At 64.7% G+C, this 16,261-nt stretch carries 15 protein-coding genes; 13 read left to right on the top strand and 2 right to left on the bottom strand.

Going from position 1 to position 16,261, the window contains the following annotated elements; all coding sequences use genetic code 11:
- Nucleotides 1-145 precede the first annotated feature (145 nt).
- The 13 genes from folP to SO140_RS41120 all read left to right on the top strand — a co-directional run bounded on the left by folP (nt 146) and on the right by SO140_RS41120 (nt 13,431).
- A complete protein-coding gene (gene folP, locus SO140_RS41180) occupies nt 146-994 on the top strand; it encodes a dihydropteroate synthase (protein ID WP_498543931.1) in 849 nt (282 codons plus the stop codon).
- The gene (folB, locus tag SO140_RS41175; RefSeq protein ID WP_449384388.1) at nt 991-1,368 is read left to right on the top strand and encodes a dihydroneopterin aldolase; all 378 of its coding nucleotides are present in this window, start codon (nt 991-993) and stop codon (nt 1,366-1,368) included. The genes folP and folB overlap by 4 nt, the downstream gene beginning before the upstream one ends.
- Nucleotides 1,361-1,852, top strand: a complete 492-nt coding sequence (folK, locus tag SO140_RS41170) for a 2-amino-4-hydroxy-6-hydroxymethyldihydropteridine diphosphokinase (RefSeq protein ID WP_449384389.1) — start codon at nt 1,361-1,363, stop codon at nt 1,850-1,852. Before folB ends, folK begins: the two co-directional genes overlap by 8 nt.
- A gap of 87 nt (nt 1,853-1,939) precedes the next feature.
- On the top strand, nt 1,940-3,811 hold the full coding sequence (locus SO140_RS41165) for a methylmalonyl-CoA mutase family protein (RefSeq protein WP_498543929.1): 1,872 nt from the start codon (nt 1,940-1,942) through the stop codon (nt 3,809-3,811).
- Nucleotides 3,808-4,272, top strand: a complete 465-nt coding sequence (locus SO140_RS41160) for a GFA family protein (RefSeq protein WP_449384391.1) — start codon at nt 3,808-3,810, stop codon at nt 4,270-4,272. The genes SO140_RS41165 and SO140_RS41160 overlap by 4 nt, the downstream gene beginning before the upstream one ends.
- Nucleotides 4,273-4,289: 17 nt before the next feature.
- Nucleotides 4,290-4,451: a hypothetical protein gene (locus SO140_RS41155; RefSeq protein ID WP_498543928.1), complete on the top strand. Its 162-nt coding sequence runs from the start codon at nt 4,290-4,292 to the stop codon at nt 4,449-4,451.
- Nucleotides 4,448-6,604, top strand: coding sequence for a methylmalonyl-CoA mutase (scpA, locus tag SO140_RS41150; protein WP_498543927.1), 2,157 nt, complete (start codon nt 4,448-4,450; stop codon nt 6,602-6,604). The genes SO140_RS41155 and scpA overlap by 4 nt, the downstream gene beginning before the upstream one ends.
- A gap of 191 nt (nt 6,605-6,795) precedes the next feature.
- Nucleotides 6,796-7,986: a phosphatase PAP2 family protein gene (locus SO140_RS41145; protein WP_498543926.1), complete on the top strand. Its 1,191-nt coding sequence runs from the start codon at nt 6,796-6,798 to the stop codon at nt 7,984-7,986.
- A gap of 305 nt (nt 7,987-8,291) precedes the next feature.
- Nucleotides 8,292-9,026: an RsiV family protein gene (locus tag SO140_RS41140; protein ID WP_498543930.1), complete on the top strand. Its 735-nt coding sequence runs from the start codon at nt 8,292-8,294 to the stop codon at nt 9,024-9,026.
- A 132-nt stretch (nt 9,027-9,158) separates the two neighbouring features.
- Complete coding sequence (locus SO140_RS41135; RefSeq protein ID WP_498543925.1) at nt 9,159-10,142, top strand: tripartite tricarboxylate transporter substrate binding protein; 984 nt, start codon at nt 9,159-9,161, stop codon at nt 10,140-10,142.
- Nucleotides 10,143-10,222: 80 nt separating this feature from the next.
- Nucleotides 10,223-11,212, top strand: coding sequence for a methylmalonyl Co-A mutase-associated GTPase MeaB (gene meaB / locus SO140_RS41130; RefSeq protein WP_498541935.1), 990 nt, complete (start codon nt 10,223-10,225; stop codon nt 11,210-11,212).
- Nucleotides 11,209-11,856 carry a pyroglutamyl-peptidase I gene (locus tag SO140_RS41125; protein WP_498541934.1) on the top strand — a complete coding sequence of 216 codons (648 nt, stop codon included), beginning with the start codon at nt 11,209-11,211 and terminating at the stop codon, nt 11,854-11,856. The genes meaB and SO140_RS41125 overlap by 4 nt, the downstream gene beginning before the upstream one ends.
- Nucleotides 11,857-12,060: 204 nt before the next feature.
- Complete coding sequence (locus SO140_RS41120; RefSeq protein ID WP_498543924.1) at nt 12,061-13,431, top strand: TIGR03808 family TAT-translocated repetitive protein; 1,371 nt, start codon at nt 12,061-12,063, stop codon at nt 13,429-13,431.
- Nucleotides 13,432-13,569: 138 nt separating this feature from the next.
- Here the strand turns inward: SO140_RS41120 and SO140_RS41115 are convergent, their stop codons facing one another.
- Both SO140_RS41115 and SO140_RS41110 read right to left on the bottom strand, forming a co-directional pair.
- Entirely contained in the window at nt 13,570-14,067 is a 498-nt protein-coding gene (locus tag SO140_RS41115) for a TIGR03809 family protein (protein ID WP_498541878.1), read from the bottom strand.
- 483 nt (nt 14,068-14,550) lie between these two features.
- Nucleotides 14,551-16,251 (bottom strand): S8 family serine peptidase, encoded by a 1,701-nt coding sequence (locus SO140_RS41110; RefSeq protein ID WP_498543923.1) that lies wholly within the window; start codon nt 16,249-16,251, stop codon nt 14,551-14,553.
- Nucleotides 16,252-16,261: the final 10 nt, after the last annotated feature.

Here is a 16,261-nt window from a genome sequence, read left to right as displayed (position 1 = left end):
GGCGTTCGAGGGGTGTCCACACCCTCACCGCCGCTTACCCCAGTCGCCGCTTACCCCATAGCATCTGGATTGCCCGCTTTCGCGGGCAATGACGTCGAGGATGATGCGTCTTGACTTGACCTCCCCGACCGCGCAAAGCGACCGCATGAGCGCCTCGCCCTCGCACCCTGCCCCGTCCACTGCCCCATGGCTACGGACGCTGCTGACCAGGCCGGTCCCGGCCGTGATGGGCGTGCTCAACGTCACCCCGGATTCCTTCTCCGACGGTGGGCAGTTCATCGCGCCCGACGAAGCGCTGGCGCAGGCGCGTGCCATGATCGCCGATGGTGCCGACATCATCGACATCGGGGCCGAATCCACCCGACCCTACAAGGGCGCCCAGCCGGTCACGGCGGAGGAGGAGCTGCGGCGACTAAAACCCGTGCTCGCCGACATCGTCGGACTCGGCGTGCCGGTCTCGATCGACAGCATGAAGTCGGAGGTCGTGGCTTTCGCGCTGGACCAGGGCGTCGCGATCGCCAACGACGTCTGGGGCCTGCAGCGCGATGCCGGCATGGCGGCGGTAGTAGCGGCGAAAAAAATCCCGGTCATCGTGATGCACAACCGCGATAGCGTCGACCCCGCCATCGACATCATTCAGGATATGATCGCGTTCTTTCAGCGCTCGCTCGACATCGCAACGAAGGCGGGCATCGCCGAGGAGCACATCGTGCTCGACCCCGGCATCGGCTTCGGCAAGACGCCGCAGCAGAGCATGACGGCGCTGGCGCGCCTCAACGAGCTCAGCGCCTTCGGCCTGCCGGTGCTGGTCGGCGCCTCGCGCAAGCGATTCATCGCATCCGTATCACCGTCGGAGCCCCAGCAGCGGCTTGGCGGCTCGATCGCCGCTCATCTCATCGCCGCGCAGCGCGGCGCGCGGATCATCCGCACCCACGACGTCGCCGAGACTCTGCAAGCCCTGCGGGTCGCCACCGCCATCGAAGGTAAGCCATGACAGATACGATCTTCGTCACCGGCCTAGTGATCCATGCGCGCCACGGCGTGATGGAGCATGAGACCGAGGTCGGCCAGCGCTTCGTCATCGACCTCGAGCTCTACGCCGACCTCCAGGAATCCTCGCGCACCGACCGGCTCGTTGACACCGTCTCCTATGCGGACGTGGTCTCGACCACGACGGCTGCGTTCAAGAACACCAATTACAAGCTTTTGGAGCGCGCAGCCGGTGCGGTGGCCGATGCCATCCTGTCGCATTTTTCGCGCATCCGTGCGGTGAAGGTGACCGTGCACAAACCGCATGCGCCGATCGCCGCCATCTTCGATGACGTTGGCATAGTGCTGACGCGCTCGCGGCACCCAAACCATGGCTAGCGCGCTAATCGCGCTGGGCGGCAATGTCGGCGACGTCCGCGCGACGTTCAGAAAGGCGATCTCCCACATCTGCGGCATGGCGCAGGCGGTGCTGGTCGCGCGTTCCTCCGACTACACGACGCCACCCTGGGGCGATGAGGACCAGGCGCCTTTCGTCAACGCCTGCATCGAAATCGAGACCAGCCTCGATCCGCACGCGCTCTTGTTCGTGATGCAGAAGGTCGAGCAGAAATTTGGTCGGACCCGCGACAAGGAACGGCGCTGGGGGCCGCGCACGCTCGATCTTGACCTGATCGCCTATGACGATGTGTCCTTGCAGACGCCGGAGCTGACGCTGCCGCATCCGCGCCTGTTCGAGCGCGCCTTCGTGCTGGTGCCGCTCGCCGAGATTGCGCCCGACCGCATGATTGGCGGCATCCGCGTGCGCGACGGCCTCGCCAGCGTCTCAACACAAGGAATCGAGCGGCTCCCGGATACCGGTTAACCAAAATCAACCGTTTGCAGGGGCGGCCGGCCGTGGCAATTTCGTCCCCAACGATGAGAACGAATATGTCCGGGAGTTTCCTGCCGAATGACCGCCGTGACTGACGATCTGCTGCTGGCCGCGGACTTCCCCAAGGCGAGTTACGAGGATTGGCGCAAGCTGGTCGATGGTGTGCTGAAGGGCGCGCCATTCGAAAAGCTCGTCGGCAAGACCTACGACGGGCTGAAGATCGATCCGCTCTATCCGCGCGCCAAGGATCTCGCGCCCGTTGCGGGTCGGCAGGCGGCCGCGCCCTGGCAGGTCATGCAGCGGATCGACCATCCCGATACGGTGCTCGCGAATGCCCAGGCACTCACGGACCTGGAGAACGGAGCGACGGGGCTTGCGCTGGTGTTTGCCGGCGGCAACGGCAGCCATGGCTTTGGCCTGGAACCGACGGCGGACGCAGTCGCTAAGATCCTAAGGGAGATTCACCTCGATGCCGGCATCGGCATCGAGCTTCAGGTCGGCCCGCAATCGCGGATGGCCGCGATCCATGTTGCGGAATACGTCAAGAGCAACGGCATCGATCCTGCGGCCTGCGACATCCGCTTCGGCCTCGATCCACTCGCGGCCTGCGCGGTCTGGGGTCATAGCCCCTACGCTTGGGAGGAGATCGTTCCCGCGGTGACCTCCGGGATCAAGGGCCTCGCGGCGCTCGGCTTCAAGGGACCGTTCGCATCCGCAGATGGACGCGTGATCCATGATGCCGGCGGATCGGAGGTGCAGGAGCTCGCCTTTGTGCTCGCCTGCGGCGTTGCGTATCTGCGCGCGATCGAAGGCGCCGGCGTTCCCTTGGAGCAGGCACAGGGCATGGTCTATGCGCGGCTTGCGGCCGATGCCGACCAGTTTTTGACCATGGCAAAGTTCCGCGCGCTGCGACTATTGTGGGCGCGCATCGAGCTGGCCTGCGGCTTGACGCCGAAGCCGCTGTTCATCGCGGCCGATACCGCCTGGCGCATGCTGACGCAGCGCGACCCCTACGTGAACATGCTGCGTGCGACCATGGCGACGTTCGCCGCAGGCCTTGCCGGCGCCAATGCCGTTACCGTGCTGCCGCACACGCTGGCACTCGGGCTTCCCGACGCTTTCGCGCGGCGCGTGGCGCGAAACACGCAGCTCGTGCTGCTCGAAGAGAGCAATCTCGCAAAGGTCTCCGATCCCGCCGCGGGCGCAGGCGGCATCGAGGCGCTGACGGCGCAGCTTTGCGAGGCGGCCTGGGCGCTGTTCCAGGAAACCGAAAGAGCGGGCGGCGCGTTTGCCGCGCTTCGGCAAGGCCTGATCCAGGGCAAGGTCCACGCAACGCGCAAGGCGCGCGAGGCCAACGTCGCAAAGCGCCGCGACGTGCTGACCGGCGCGAGCGAGTTTCCGAACCTGCAAGAGAGCGATGTGGCGGTGCTGCCGGCGACGCCGGTCGCGCTTGCGCCTTACGGCGAGCAAAAGTTCAAATTCGCCCCGCTTGCGCCGATCCGCCTTGCGGAACCTTTCGAGGCGCTGCGCGACAAATCCGACACCAGGCTGAAGGCAAGCGGGGTGCGGCCCAAGGTGTTTCTGGCCAATCTAGGTACGGCGGCCGATTTCACCGCGCGCGCAACCTTCGCAAAGAGTTTCTTCGAAGCCGGAGGCATTTTGGCCGTCGATAGCGAGGGCTTTGCCGATCCGGCAAAGCTTGCCACCGCCTTCAAGGCATCGGGCGCGGAGCTCGCCTGCCTTTGTTCCAGCGACAAGGTCTATGCGGCCCATGCAGAAGCCTCGGCCAAGGCCCTGCAAAGCGCGGGCGCGAAGCATATCTATCTGGCAGGCCGGCCGACCGGGACCGAGGCCGCGTTGCGCACGGCCGGTGTCAGCGGGTTCGTCTTCGCGGGCGCCGATGCACTGGCCACGCTGCAGGATGCCTATCGACGGATGGAGCAGGCATGACCGAGACCAGCAAACCCGTTCTCACCGGCGGCTGCCAATGCGGAGCGGTGCGCTTCGCGCTGTCGGTCGCGCCGAACAAGGTCAGCATCTGCCATTGCCGGATGTGCCAGAAGGCGAGCGGCGCGCCGTTCGCCTCCTTTGCCGATATCAACAAGACGGATTTTTCCTGGACCAAGGGCCGGCCGTCGTTCTTTCGTTCCTCGACGATCGCCGAGCGCGGCTATTGCGCCGCCTGCGGCACGCCGCTGAGCTTCGGCCGCATCGACGGCGAGCGGATCGAGATCATGACCGGCGCCTTCGACCGCCCGGATCACGTGGTGCCGACGCGGCAATACGGAAGTGAATCCCGGCTCGGTTGGGTCGTCGGAATCGCAAACCTGCCGAGTCAAACCACGCAGCAGAACTACGGACCGGAGAAGATGGCGACCATCGTCAGCCATCAACATCCGGATCATGATTGATATGCTGGGATCGGATTATGCTCCGTTTCCTGGCAGGATTTCTGATCGGAGTAAGCCCAATGGTGGTCGTGTGGTCCATCGACCATTTCTTCACCAAGGCTCCGCCAGGGAGCGTGGCCAAAAAGAAGCTTCAAAGGCTGATCGACCGAAGCCGCAAGCTTGAGGATTCCAAGGAATGAGCCGCATTCCCAATTTCGCCGACGTCGCCTTCGAGCGGACTACAACCGCCGCTCCGACCGGCAGCGCCGAGCCATGGCTGACCCCCGAGGGCATCCCGGTAAAAAGCGCTTACAGCGAAGCCGATCTCGCCGGCCTCGACTTCCTCGATGCGTACCCTGGCATCGCGCCGTACCTGCGCGGCCCCTACCCCACCATGTACGTCAACCAGCCCTGGACCGTCAGGCAGTATGCCGGCTTCTCCACGGCGGAGGATTCCAACGCCTTCTATCGTCGCAACCTCGCGGCGGGACAGAAGGGCCTCTCGGTCGCCTTCGATCTCGCGACCCATCGCGGCTATGATTCCGACCATCCGCGCGTCGGTGGCGACGTCGGCATGGCCGGTGTCGCCATCGATTCCATCTACGACATGCGCACGCTGTTTGCCGGTATCCCGCTCGATCAGATGAGCGTGTCCATGACCATGAACGGTGCGGTGCTGCCGATCCTCGCGTTGTTTGTGGTCGCCGCCGAAGAACAGGGCGTGCCGCCGGAAAAACTGTCGGGCACCATTCAGAACGACATTCTGAAAGAGTTCATGGTGCGCAACACCTACATCTATCCGCCGAACCCATCGATGCGGATCATTTCCGACATCTTCGCCTACACTTCGCAAAAGATGCCGAAGTTCAATTCGATCTCGATCTCCGGTTATCACATGCAGGAGGCTGGCGCGACGCAGGATCTCGAGCTCGCCTATACGCTCGCCGACGGCGTCGAATATCTTCGTGCTGGCCTCGCCGCTGGCCTCGACGTCGACCGCTTCGCGCCGCGCCTGTCGTTCTTCTGGGCGATCGGCATGAACTTCTTCATGGAAGTCGCCAAGATGCGCGCCGCGCGGCTACTCTGGGCCAAGCTGCTGAAGCCGTTTGGTCCGAAAGATCCGCGCTCGCTCTCGCTGCGCACGCATTGCCAGACCTCCGGCTGGTCGCTGACCGCGCAGGACGTCTTCAACAACGTGATGCGCACGACGGTGGAGGCGATGGCGGCGACGCAAGGCCACACCCAGTCGCTGCACACCAACGCACTCGACGAAGCGCTCGCGCTGCCGACTGACTTTTCCGCGCGCATCGCCCGCAACACGCAACTCTTCCTGCAGCAAGAAAGCGGCACCGCACGCATCATCGATCCCTGGGGCGGCTCCTATTATGTCGAGCGGCTGACGCGCGATCTCGCCGCGAAGGCCTGGGGCCATATCCAGGAGGTCGAGGAGCTCGGCGGCATGGCCAAGGCCATCGAAGCCGGCGTGCCGAAGCTGCGCATCGAGGAGGCCTCCGCCAAGACGCAGGCCCGGATCGATGCGGGCAGGCAGGCGGTGATCGGCGTCAACAAGTACAAGCCGTCCGATGAAACGCCGATAGAGATCCTCAAGGTGGACAACACCAATGTCCGGCGCCTGCAGATCGACAAGCTGACGCGGCTCAAATCCGAGCGCAACCAGAAGGACGTCGAAGCCGCGCTCGCCGCGTTGACGCGCTCGGCTGGCGAAGGCAACGGCAATCTGCTAGCGCTCGCAATCGACGCGGCGCGCGCGAAAGCAACGGTCGGCGAAATTTCCGACGCGATGGAAAAGGTGTTCGGTCGCCACCGCGCCGAGATCAAGTCCATCACCGGCGTCTACAAGCGGGAGGCGTCCGCCATGGGCAGCCAGGTTGAAAAGGTGCAGGCGCTGATCGACGCCTTCGAGGAGGCGGAAGGCCGCCGTCCGCGCATTCTCGTCGCCAAGATCGGCCAGGATGGCCACGACCGCGGGCAGAAGGTGATTGCGTCGGCCTTTGCCGACATCGGCTTCGACGTCGACATCGGGCCGCTGTTTGCCACCGCCGACGAAGCCGCGCGCCAGGCGGTCGAGAACGACGTTCACATTCTCGGCGTCTCCTCACTGGCCGCCGCCCACCTCACTGCGGTGCCGGAATTGAAGGCGGCGCTGAAGAAGCACGGCCGCGAGGACATCATGATCATCGTCGGCGGTGTGGTCCCGCCGCAGGATTACGAGGCGCTCTACGCAGCAGGAGCCGAAGCGATATTCCCACCCGGCACCGTGATCGCTGATGCCGCCGCGGAGCTGATCCAAAAGCTCAACGCCCGGCTCGGCCACAGCGCGGCGGCGGAGTAAGTCTCCACCTCGTCTGGTCGCCTAGATTTTCGCGTTATCGTTGAACGGTAGCCCCTGACCGCGGACTGTGACGTCGTCTGACGTCGCGGGGCCGTCGGCCGGGCCCGGTTCCGTGCCAAAAAACACTGTAGTTCCAGTATGGAGCTCCGGTCATCTACTCTTTTTACGAGTAATTTTGAAATCTTCTCGCGTTGATTCATGCAACCTTAACTTGCGATATCATAATTCTATGGAGTTTTGTGAATGGGAATATTGGAATGCGCCCCGCCGGCGAGGTCTTGGCGTCACCACGCGTTTTCGATGCAGTGCGTGACCATCAACTCTATCAACAACAAGACGCTAGAAAACCGGTCCGCAACTTTGCGGGCGCAGAGGCATCGATCGGGCGCTCGGCCGAGGCGCACCCGCCTTTCATTCATCCCGATGACGAAGTCGTCTCCGCCTGGCGACTGCTTACGTTCAATTGGAAGCTGCTGGGCAGCATCGCCGGCGTCGTCATTGCGTTGCTGATCGCCAGCGAATTCTATGTCGACCCGTCCGGCTATGTGGCGATCTTCACGCTGGCCGCGCTCTACTGGTGGTTCGGCTTGCGCAATGCACGCTCGACCGTCCGCGCAAATCCGAGGGTCTTCTTCTCTCTCGCCTCTCTGGCGCAGATCATGCTGGCAATACCGGTGATCGTGACACTGACTTATGTGACCACGTCGATCAACCTTCCGCTGCAGGATGGGCGACTGCTAGCCTGGGATCGCGCGCTCGGATTCGATTTCCGGAGCCTCCTTGATTTTACGAACCGTCATCGGGAGCTGATCCCACTCTTTGCACGAAGCTACAGCTCCATCCAACTCCAGATGATCATGATGGTGCTCGTTCTTCCGCTGGCCGGCTGCTATCGGCGTGGTGCGGAGGCGATATGTGCCTACGTCATCGCCCTGCTGGCAACGACCTGCATTTCGGCTTTGGTGCCCGCCATCGGCGTCTATCAGGCGCTGGACTTGCACCCCGCCGATTATCCTCACTTCGAGCCGCAGGGCTACTACGACACCCTGCGCGATGCACCGCTCGTGCGCGCCGGCCTGCTTCACAGATTGCATCTGACGCAGCTCGTTGGCGTCCTGACTTTTCCCAGCTTCCACGCCGCAGCCGCGATCCTCTATATGTGGGCTTTCTGGCCCTTGCGCTGGTTCAGGCTCGTCGTCATCCCATGGAACATGGTGATGATCGTGGCGACCCCGCTGGGCGGAGGCCACTATCTGTCCGACGTCCTCGCCGGTATCGCGGTGGCGGCCTTGGCGATCGCGGTCACAGCGAGGATCAGTGCTGCCTGCTCATCCATGCGTGACGATCAACCGAAGGGCGCACCGTCGAGCCGTATTGCCTGATTTCTCACTCGTCGCACCCCCTGGGTGAACCGAAGGGGCCCGCACCGAGACAAACGGCTCCCAGAAAAAACTCGGCCTCAACTTTCACTATCCGGTGTTCACCCGCGGCCGTTTTGCACTCGTTCATCTTGTGGTGTTTATGCGCTGGCAGAGATTTAGCCGTCGTCTGTCACGGCGCGGCCGTGCGATATTCGGCGGCACATGGAAGAAGCGTGAAATTTATGGCCGTTGACGTGACTGACCATCAAGCAAGCTCGAAGCCGGGGTTTGCCCTGCGCGCCCTCGCGATCCTCGCCACGCTCGTCATGGCCTCGCCGTCCTACGCTGCCGATCCCAAGCCCGATGCGATCATCAAGAACAGGACCATCGAGGCCCGCGTGCTGCTCGACGACCAGATCAAGGCCGATCCTGCGCTCGCCGCCGATTGCCTCGCGGAAGGCAAGAAATGGCTCGAGAAGAACGCGGCGGATGCCGCCGCCTCGCGCAAGCAGGATCCACAGTTCTTCCAGAACGGCGGCTGGGATTTCGAGCGCAAATACACGATCCGCTCGGTGGTCGCCGACCGCTATGTCAGCCTGATCCGCGCCGACTACATGGATACCCACGGCGCGCATCCGAATTCCGGCGTCGACACCATCCTGTGGGACAAGGCGCAAGCCAAGCGAATATCGATCCGTCCGTTCTTCACCGAGACCGCCGACAACGGCGCGACGATGAAGGCGATGCAGAAGGCCGTGATCGCCTCGCTGCGAATCGAGAAGAAGAAGCGCGACGCAGGCGAGACGGCCACCAACGAGTGGTTCAAGGGCGTCGAGCCGAGCCTGCTCAAGATCGGCGCCGTGACGCTCGCGCCTTCGACCGAGGCGGGCAAGAGCTCCGGTCTCACCTTCCACTATCCGCCTTATGCGGTCGGCCCTTACGCCGAGGGCGAATATGTCGCCTTCACTTCGTGGGAGACGCTGAAACCTTATTTGACGCAGGAAGGCGCGCGGATTTTCGGCGGCGCGCGACCGAAGGGCGACGAAGACGACGGGCAGTGATTCGACGCGGCATGGACGACGCGTTGCTCACAGCGCAACTGGTCCGGCCGACTTGCCGCGCTGGTGCAAAGCTGCCAAAACTGGCGCGATAGACAGGGCGTCCGACGTTACAGGCGCCGCTGGAAGGTGCTCATGTCTGCCATCACGCGCCGCGCCTTTGCGGCATCGTCTGTCGCTGCCGCCGCTCTTGGACTCCAGCCGGCACGCGCGGAGACCTATCCTGCGCGGCCCGTGACATTGATCGTGCCGTGGGGCGCGGGCGGCGGCACGGATGCGACTGCGCGTGTTCTCGCGGCGATGCTGGAAAAGGAACTCGGCCAGCCTTTCAACGTGGTCAATCGGGTCGGCGGCTCAGGCGTCGTCGGCCACACCGCGATCGCAACTGCCGCTCCCGACGGCTACACGATCGGCATGCTGACCGTCGAGCTCACCATGATGCACTGGCAGGGGCTCACCGACCTGACGCCGCGGAGCTTCACGCCGCTCGCCATGATGAACGAGGACGCGCCGGGCATCCAGGTTTCCTCTTCCTCGCCCTACAGGACGGCCAAGGAATTGGCCGTGGCCATCAAGGACGCGTCTCCCGGAAAGTTCATTGCGTCAGGGACGGGTCAAGGCGGCATCTGGCATCTCGCACTGATCGGCTGGATGCAGGCGATGGGACTGCCGGCCAACCAGGTCGCCTGGGTGCCGTCGAACGGTGCTGCACCCGCGATGCAGGATCTCGCGGCTGGCAACATCGATCTCGCCACCTGCTCGGTGCCCGAGGCCCGCGCAACGATCGAAGCCGGGAGAGCGCGCAGCCTCGCCATCATGGCGCCTGCCCGCAACCCCGTCTTTCCCGATGTGCCGACCTTGAAGGAAGCGATGGGGATCGACTATTCGACCGGCGGCTGGCGCGGCATCGGCGGACCGAAGGGCCTGCCTCCGGAGATCGCTGCCAAGCTCACGACGTCGGCGAAGAGGATTTTCGACTCCGCGGAGTTCAGGGCCTTCGTGGCCAATCGCGGCTTCGGCATGGCGTGGCGCGATGCCGGCCAGTTTGCCGACTTCATGGACAAGGGCGATGTCCAGATGGGCGCCGCAATGAAAGCCGCCGGCCTCGCCAAGACTTGACGTATCGAGCAGGCGAAGCCGGCCCCGTTGATCCCGGCCCCGGCCCTCGCCTGTCCCGCCCGGCCGTTGTAAAGCAGGGCATGATTCAGAAGAAGGCTTCGCTCGACGTCAAAGCCCTCGCCCGGGACGTCCGCTCCGGCAGCCGCGCGGCGCTCGCCCGCGCCATCACGCTGGTGGAGAGCCGGCGCGGCGACCATCAGGCGGCCGCGCGCGAGCTGGTGCAGCAGCTGCTGCCGGACACCGGCAAGGCGGTTCGCGTCGGCATCACCGGCTCGCCGGGCGTCGGCAAATCCACCACCATCGACGCGCTCGGCACGTATCTGATCGAACAGGGGCACAAGGTCGCGGTGCTTGCGGTCGATCCGTCCTCGGCGCGCAGCGGCGGCTCGATCCTCGGCGACAAGACCCGGATGGCGCGGCTCTCGGCGTCCGAGCATGCCTATATCCGCCCCTCCCCGTCGTCAGGCACGCTTGGCGGTGTCGCCGCGAAGACGCGCGAGGCTATGCTGCTCTGCGAGGCGGGCGGCTTCGACGTCGTGCTGGTCGAGACCGTCGGCATCGGCCAGTCCGAGACTGCTGTTTGCGACATGACCGATTTCTTCCTCGCGTTGATGCTGCCGGGCGGCGGCGACGAATTGCAGGGCATCAAGAAGGGCCTGGTCGAGCTCGCCGACATGATCGCGATCAACAAGGCCGACGGCGACAACCTGAAGCGCGCCAACATCACGGCCGCGGACTATCGCGGCGCGCTACACATTCTGGCGCCGCGCTCCGAACATTGGCATCCGCCGGTCGTGACCTATTCGGCGTTGACCGGTAACGGCATTGCCGAGCTCTGGCAGAAAATCCTCGATCATCGCAAGGCGATGAGCGCGTCGGGCGATTTCGCCGCGCGCCGGCGCGAGCAGCAGGTGAAATGGATGTGGTCGATGCTGGAGCAGCGCATGCTGTCTCGGCTGCGAACCGAGGCCTCCGTCCGCACCAGGGTGAAGAAGATCGAGGCCGAGGTGGCCGATGGTCGCGTCACGCCGGCGCTCGCCGCAGAGCACATCATGGAGCTCCTGCAATGAGCGGCAAGCTTTGCGTCCTCCTCACCGGCTTCGGCCCGTTCCCTGGCGCGCCCTATAATCCGACGCAGCCTCTGGTCGCGCGGCTGGCGCGGCTGCGCCGTCCCGCGTTCGACGGCGTCGAGCTTGCGACCCACATCTTTCCGGTGACCTACGCCGCGGTCGACCAGCAATTGCCAGAGGTCCTCGCGAAGGTCAGACCCGATGCGCTTCTGATGTTCGGCCTCGCCGCACGCACCTCATACCTGCGCATCGAGACTCGCGCGCGCAACGCCGTCACCATGCTATGGCCCGATGCCGCCAATACCCGTTCCCGCACAGGCGCGATCGCGGCGAACGCAGACGCGATGATGTTTGGTCCGCACACTGCAAGGCTCCTGCGGGCCGGGCGACTGACCGGAATCGACGCGCGGGCCTCGCGCGATGCCGGTGCCTATCTCTGCAACTATCTGAGCTGGCGCGCGATCGAGAGCGTGAATGCCGGCGGGCCGAAACTTGCAGCGTTCATCCACATCCCGCTGCTGGCGCGCAGTGGCGCGTCGCGGCGCAAGGGAGCGCCGCGCATCACGCTCGAGGAGCTGGTCGATGCCGGCGAAGCGATGCTGATGGAGATGGTGAAGTTGGCGCGCCGCGATAGAGCTGCGTAGGGTGGGCAGAGTTGCCGCGCCCACCATCTATCCTAATCCGCGGTGACAATGGTGGGCACGCTTCGCTTTGCCACCCTACGGCACCCCGGCCTCGGTAAACATTTAACCCTACCAGTAACAATCCTCCGGCGCCTGACCGCCCTGCCGCATTTCTGCGCTACCTAACGCTCGCGGATGCGTCCCGCGTCCGCCGGAGGACGCGTTATGAACCTCAATCGCCGTCGTCTCATTGGAGCCTCCACCGCCGGCATTGCCGGTGCGCTGGCCATGCCTGTCGATGCCGCGCAGGCAGCGCCGCTGACGTCGGTGCTGGGGCGCGACGCCACGCAGTATGGCGTGCGGCCCGGCAGCAGCGAGGACCAGACGCGCGCGCTCCAGCGCGCCATCGACGAGGCCGCGCGCGCGCAGGCGCCGCTGGCGCTGCCGCCCGGCATCTACCGCACCGGGCTGCTGCGGCTGCAAAACGGCTCGCAACTCGTCGGCGTGCGCGGTGCCACGAAATTTATCTTCACCGGTGGTCCTTCGATGCTCCTCAGCGAAGGCGCCGGCTCGATCGGCCTCGCCGGCATCACCTTCGACGGTGGCGGCATTGCGCTGCCGACGCGACGCGGCCTCATCCACTGTCTCGGCGGACGCGATGTCCGCGTTCTCGATTGCGAGATCACGGGCTCCGGCGGCAGCGGTATTTGGCTCGAGCAGATCGCCGGCGACATCTCAGGCAATATCTTCACTAACATCGCCGTGACGGCTGTGGTCTCGTTCGATGCCAAGGGACTCATCGTCTCGCGCAACACGATTCTCGGCACCAGCGACAATGGCATCGAGATCCTGCGCACCGCCGTTGGTGACGACGGCACGCTGGTCGCCGACAACCGCATCGAGGACATCAAGGCCGGCCCCGGCGGCTCCGGACAATACGGCAACGCTATCAACGCCTTCCGCGCCGGCAACGTCATCGTGCGCGGCAATCGCATCAAAAATTGCGACTACTCGGCAGTGCGCGGCAACTCTGCCTCCAACATCCAGATATCAGGCAACAGCGTCAGTGACGTTCGCGAGGTCGCGCTCTATTCGGAGTTCTCGTTCGAAGCTGCGGTGATCGCCAACAACACGGTCGATGGCGCCGCCGTCGGCATCTCAGTCTGCAATTTCAACGAAGGCGGCCGCATCGCGGTGGTCCAGGGCAACATCGTCCGCAACCTGATCCCGAAGCGCCCCATCGGCACCGCACCCGATGACGATGCCGGCATCGGCATCTATGTCGAGGCTGACACCTCCGTCACTGGCAACGTGATCGAGAACGCGCCGTCCTACGGCATAGTCGCGGGCTGGGGCAAATATCTGCGCGACGTCGCGATCTCCGGCAACGTGATCCGCAAGGCCCTCGCCGGCGTCGGCGTGTCCGTGGTGCCGGGCGCCGGCACTGCGCTCGTCAACAACAACATGATCTCCGAGACCCCGCTCGGCGCCATCGTCGGCCTCGACCATGCGCGAACGGTCACGACCGATTTGTCGGCCGACGGTGCGCAACGGTTTGCGCAGGTGATGGTGGGCGGGAATGCAGTGAGGCGGTAGGCATGACGACGCCAAAGTGGTGACGTCGCGCCAGCTGCCGCCACACCGTCATTGCGAGCGCAGCGAAGCAATCCAGAGTCTTTCCGCGGAGACAGTCTGGATTGCTTCGCTGCGCTCGCAATGACGGAGGATGCGGCCCTAAAACGCATTCCGCAGCAGCGGATATTTCGCTTCGATGCCGTCGAGGCTGAAGGTGAATTCAACCACGCGTTCGGGGGGTGCGGACGGCAGTTCGGGGGCAATCGAGGGTTCGGCGATCTCGACGAGCCGTTCGGGCATACCGGTGAGGCCGACTGGCACGACCATCTCCGGTGCGATGTGGACGGCCTTCGGCTGCACGGTCTGGGCGCGCTCGCGCCGCACCGTCTCGCGCGACAGGGCCGCTGGCGACCAGCCCAATGCGAACGTCCCGACGGGGCTCATCGCGGGCACGTCAGCGCCGTCGGCGAGCGCCCGCCAGGTCTGCACGGCGCGCTTGGCTTCCTGGATGTTTTCGAGAAAGGCGACTTCGGAGTGATAGCGGCGCCAGCGTCCGGTCTCGAACATTTCGGTGAGATGTTCCAGCCGCTGCTCAGCGAGTGCGCACCAGCGCTCCGCGATGTCGCGGCCGCGAGCCACGCCTTGGCGATGTGTCATATACCAGCCCGTCAGGAGAGAACTACGGACGCGGGACGCAACGCAGACGAATCAATTTAGACGTGACGGGATTATTTTGTGGAAAAGTTTTGACTTGTCCAGCGACGACGCAAATTTCGGTGCCAGATTCCGTAATGGTGCGGAGATTTCGCAGGCTTTCGTCGTCAAGCCCCGCACAAGCATGGCGGTCTTGCTGCGCAATGCGCGGGACGATTCGCAAACGATCATCCGAACTCACTCAACCCGGAGATGAAGGAAGCGCGCTTCGAAGATCGAGAGCTCCAAAAAGAAAAGACCCGTCCGGGGGGACAACCGGACGGGTCAAGCCATATGGGCGCTTGGGGTGGATGGGCGCTCGCGCCTGATATGACTGATGGGGAGGGATGACCGCTCCCACATCATTTGGTCGTGGCACAGGGCCGAACGTTCAAAACCGGGCGTGTGATTTTTTGACCTTCGCAGTCCGCGCGCGCTCGCTGTCAGCTATCGCGCGGCAGGTCTATCCGCTTGAGAAAGCGTGGATTTATCCCCGGCATTGGAAAGCGAGGGTTGCTCCAGCGCGCGCGTTCCCGGCTCGTCGCGACGTTCCGACGCATCTTCACGTTTTGTTGTTCCCGGCACCGCCGCAACCGGCGTCGCACCATCGACGGCAACCGCCGTGACCGCGGCGTAAGCGTCGGCCTCGCCGTCACCGAACAGATCGTCGCGACCCGGCGTTCCCAGGTCGCGGGCGGTCTTTGCGAGCGTCAGGCGCAGCGCTTCCGGCTTCAAAGCGTAGTTGCGCTCCAGAAGCAGCGCGGCGACGCCGGAGACATAGGCCGCCGAGAACGAGGTCCCCGACGTCATCTGGTATTTGCCATCCGGCGCCGGAAGGAAGATGTCGACGCCGGGCGCGGCGAGTGCGATGTGGCTGCCGCGATTAGAGGCGGAGAACAGCTTGTCCTGCGCATCGGTCGCGCTGACCGCGATCACGTTGGGATTGGCGGCGGGATAGAGCGGCGGAGATTTCGCGCCGGCATTGCCGGCCGCCGCAATCATCACCAACCCGCGCGCGGCAGTCGCCGCGATGGCGCGCTCGATCACCGCGTCCTTCGGACCAGCAAAGCTCATATTGACGATCTGCGCGCCGTGCTCGGCGGCATAGTTGAGCGAGCGCAGGATCACATAGGACGAGCTCTCGGCGCCGCCCGTGGTGCCGCCAAAGGCGCGGATCGCGATGATGCGCGCCCCGGGCGCGCTGCCCATCAGACGTGCATGCGACACGATCGCACCGGCAATGCCCGTACCGTGGACGTGCGGCCCTTCCTTGCTGCCGAGCGCGTCGAAATTGTCGGCGATCGAGTCGGCAAGCTCGGGATGGCTGGTGTCGATTCCGGAATCGATCACCGCGACCGTGACGTTCGCGCCATGCACCAGCATATGCGCCTCCGGCAGGCGGAGCTTTGCCAGCGCATATTGCGCGGGATCGCCTTCCGCCGGCACCCCCGCCTTCTGGTCCTGGAGCATGTAGCGGAAATTCGGCTGCACCGAGCGTACACCGTTCGCAGCGGCGAACTCGCGGCGCGCGGTGTCATAGGGCCGGCCATCGGTGATGCGGAACAGCCCGATGGTGGCGCCGATCAGCGGAAAGCTCTCCGACGCGATGCGGGTCAGGCCGTGGCTGCGCGCAAGCGCGTCGGCATCGGCGGTCGAAAGGTTGCTGTCGAGCTCGGCCACGAACTCATTGGGGAAATTGCGCGACGTGGTGCCCGCCTGCACCGTATTGCGGCCGGAATTCCCAGCGCCCTTCTTGCCCGATTTCCCCGAACCGCCGCCGGCCGCATTCGTCTGATCCAGGCATTCGCCGTCGGCGTCGCGATTGGGCGCGCTACAAGCCGGATAGAGATTGGGCGAATAGCGCACATATGGCAGCACAGCCGTATGGGCCATGCGCGCGGTCAGCCGAGGCACGACCCTGGGTCCGCGATCGACGCTGGTTACCGCCCGCCCGGTGACGACAGGGCTGCCGCGCCCCGTCACCGTCGGGCTGACGGTCGGCACGCGAGAGGGAATGCTGATTGTCGGCGTGCGCATGATCGCCTGCGCGTGCGCGATCCCGCTGCCGAAGGCACCAAGCAAGAGAATTGCGCCTACCGACGAAACGCAGGCGCCCGCTCTCGACACGCTTTCGGACTTACGCTGCATGTCCCTCGGG

It is taken from the genome of Bradyrhizobium sp. UFLA05-108 (genome assembly GCF_059803455.1).
The sequence above is the reverse complement of the archived record's forward strand: the minus strand, read 5'-3'. Positions and strand labels throughout refer to the sequence as shown.

Coding starts and splice junctions, on each gene's coding strand:
- folP (WP_498543931.1), top strand. CDS start 146: ATGAGCGCCTCGCCCTCGCACCCTGCCCCGTCCACTGCCCCATGGCTA.
- SO140_RS41135 (WP_498543925.1), top strand. CDS start 9,159: ATGTCTGCCATCACGCGCCGCGCCTTTGCGGCATCGTCTGTCGCTGCC.
- SO140_RS41125 (WP_498541934.1), top strand. CDS start 11,209: ATGAGCGGCAAGCTTTGCGTCCTCCTCACCGGCTTCGGCCCGTTCCCT.
- SO140_RS41110 (WP_498543923.1), bottom strand. CDS start 16,251: ATGCAGCGTAAGTCCGAAAGCGTGTCGAGAGCGGGCGCCTGCGTTTCG.
- folK (WP_449384389.1), top strand. CDS start 1,361: ATGGCTAGCGCGCTAATCGCGCTGGGCGGCAATGTCGGCGACGTCCGC.
- SO140_RS41160 (WP_449384391.1), top strand. CDS start 3,808: ATGACCGAGACCAGCAAACCCGTTCTCACCGGCGGCTGCCAATGCGGA.
- scpA (WP_498543927.1), top strand. CDS start 4,448: ATGAGCCGCATTCCCAATTTCGCCGACGTCGCCTTCGAGCGGACTACA.
- folB (WP_449384388.1), top strand. CDS start 991: ATGACAGATACGATCTTCGTCACCGGCCTAGTGATCCATGCGCGCCAC.
- SO140_RS41155 (WP_498543928.1), top strand. CDS start 4,290: ATGCTCCGTTTCCTGGCAGGATTTCTGATCGGAGTAAGCCCAATGGTG.
- SO140_RS41140 (WP_498543930.1), top strand. CDS start 8,292: ATGGCCTCGCCGTCCTACGCTGCCGATCCCAAGCCCGATGCGATCATC.
- SO140_RS41165 (WP_498543929.1), top strand. CDS start 1,940: ATGACCGCCGTGACTGACGATCTGCTGCTGGCCGCGGACTTCCCCAAG.
- meaB (WP_498541935.1), top strand. CDS start 10,223: ATGATTCAGAAGAAGGCTTCGCTCGACGTCAAAGCCCTCGCCCGGGAC.
- SO140_RS41120 (WP_498543924.1), top strand. CDS start 12,061: ATGAACCTCAATCGCCGTCGTCTCATTGGAGCCTCCACCGCCGGCATT.
- SO140_RS41115 (WP_498541878.1), bottom strand. CDS start 14,067: ATGACACATCGCCAAGGCGTGGCTCGCGGCCGCGACATCGCGGAGCGC.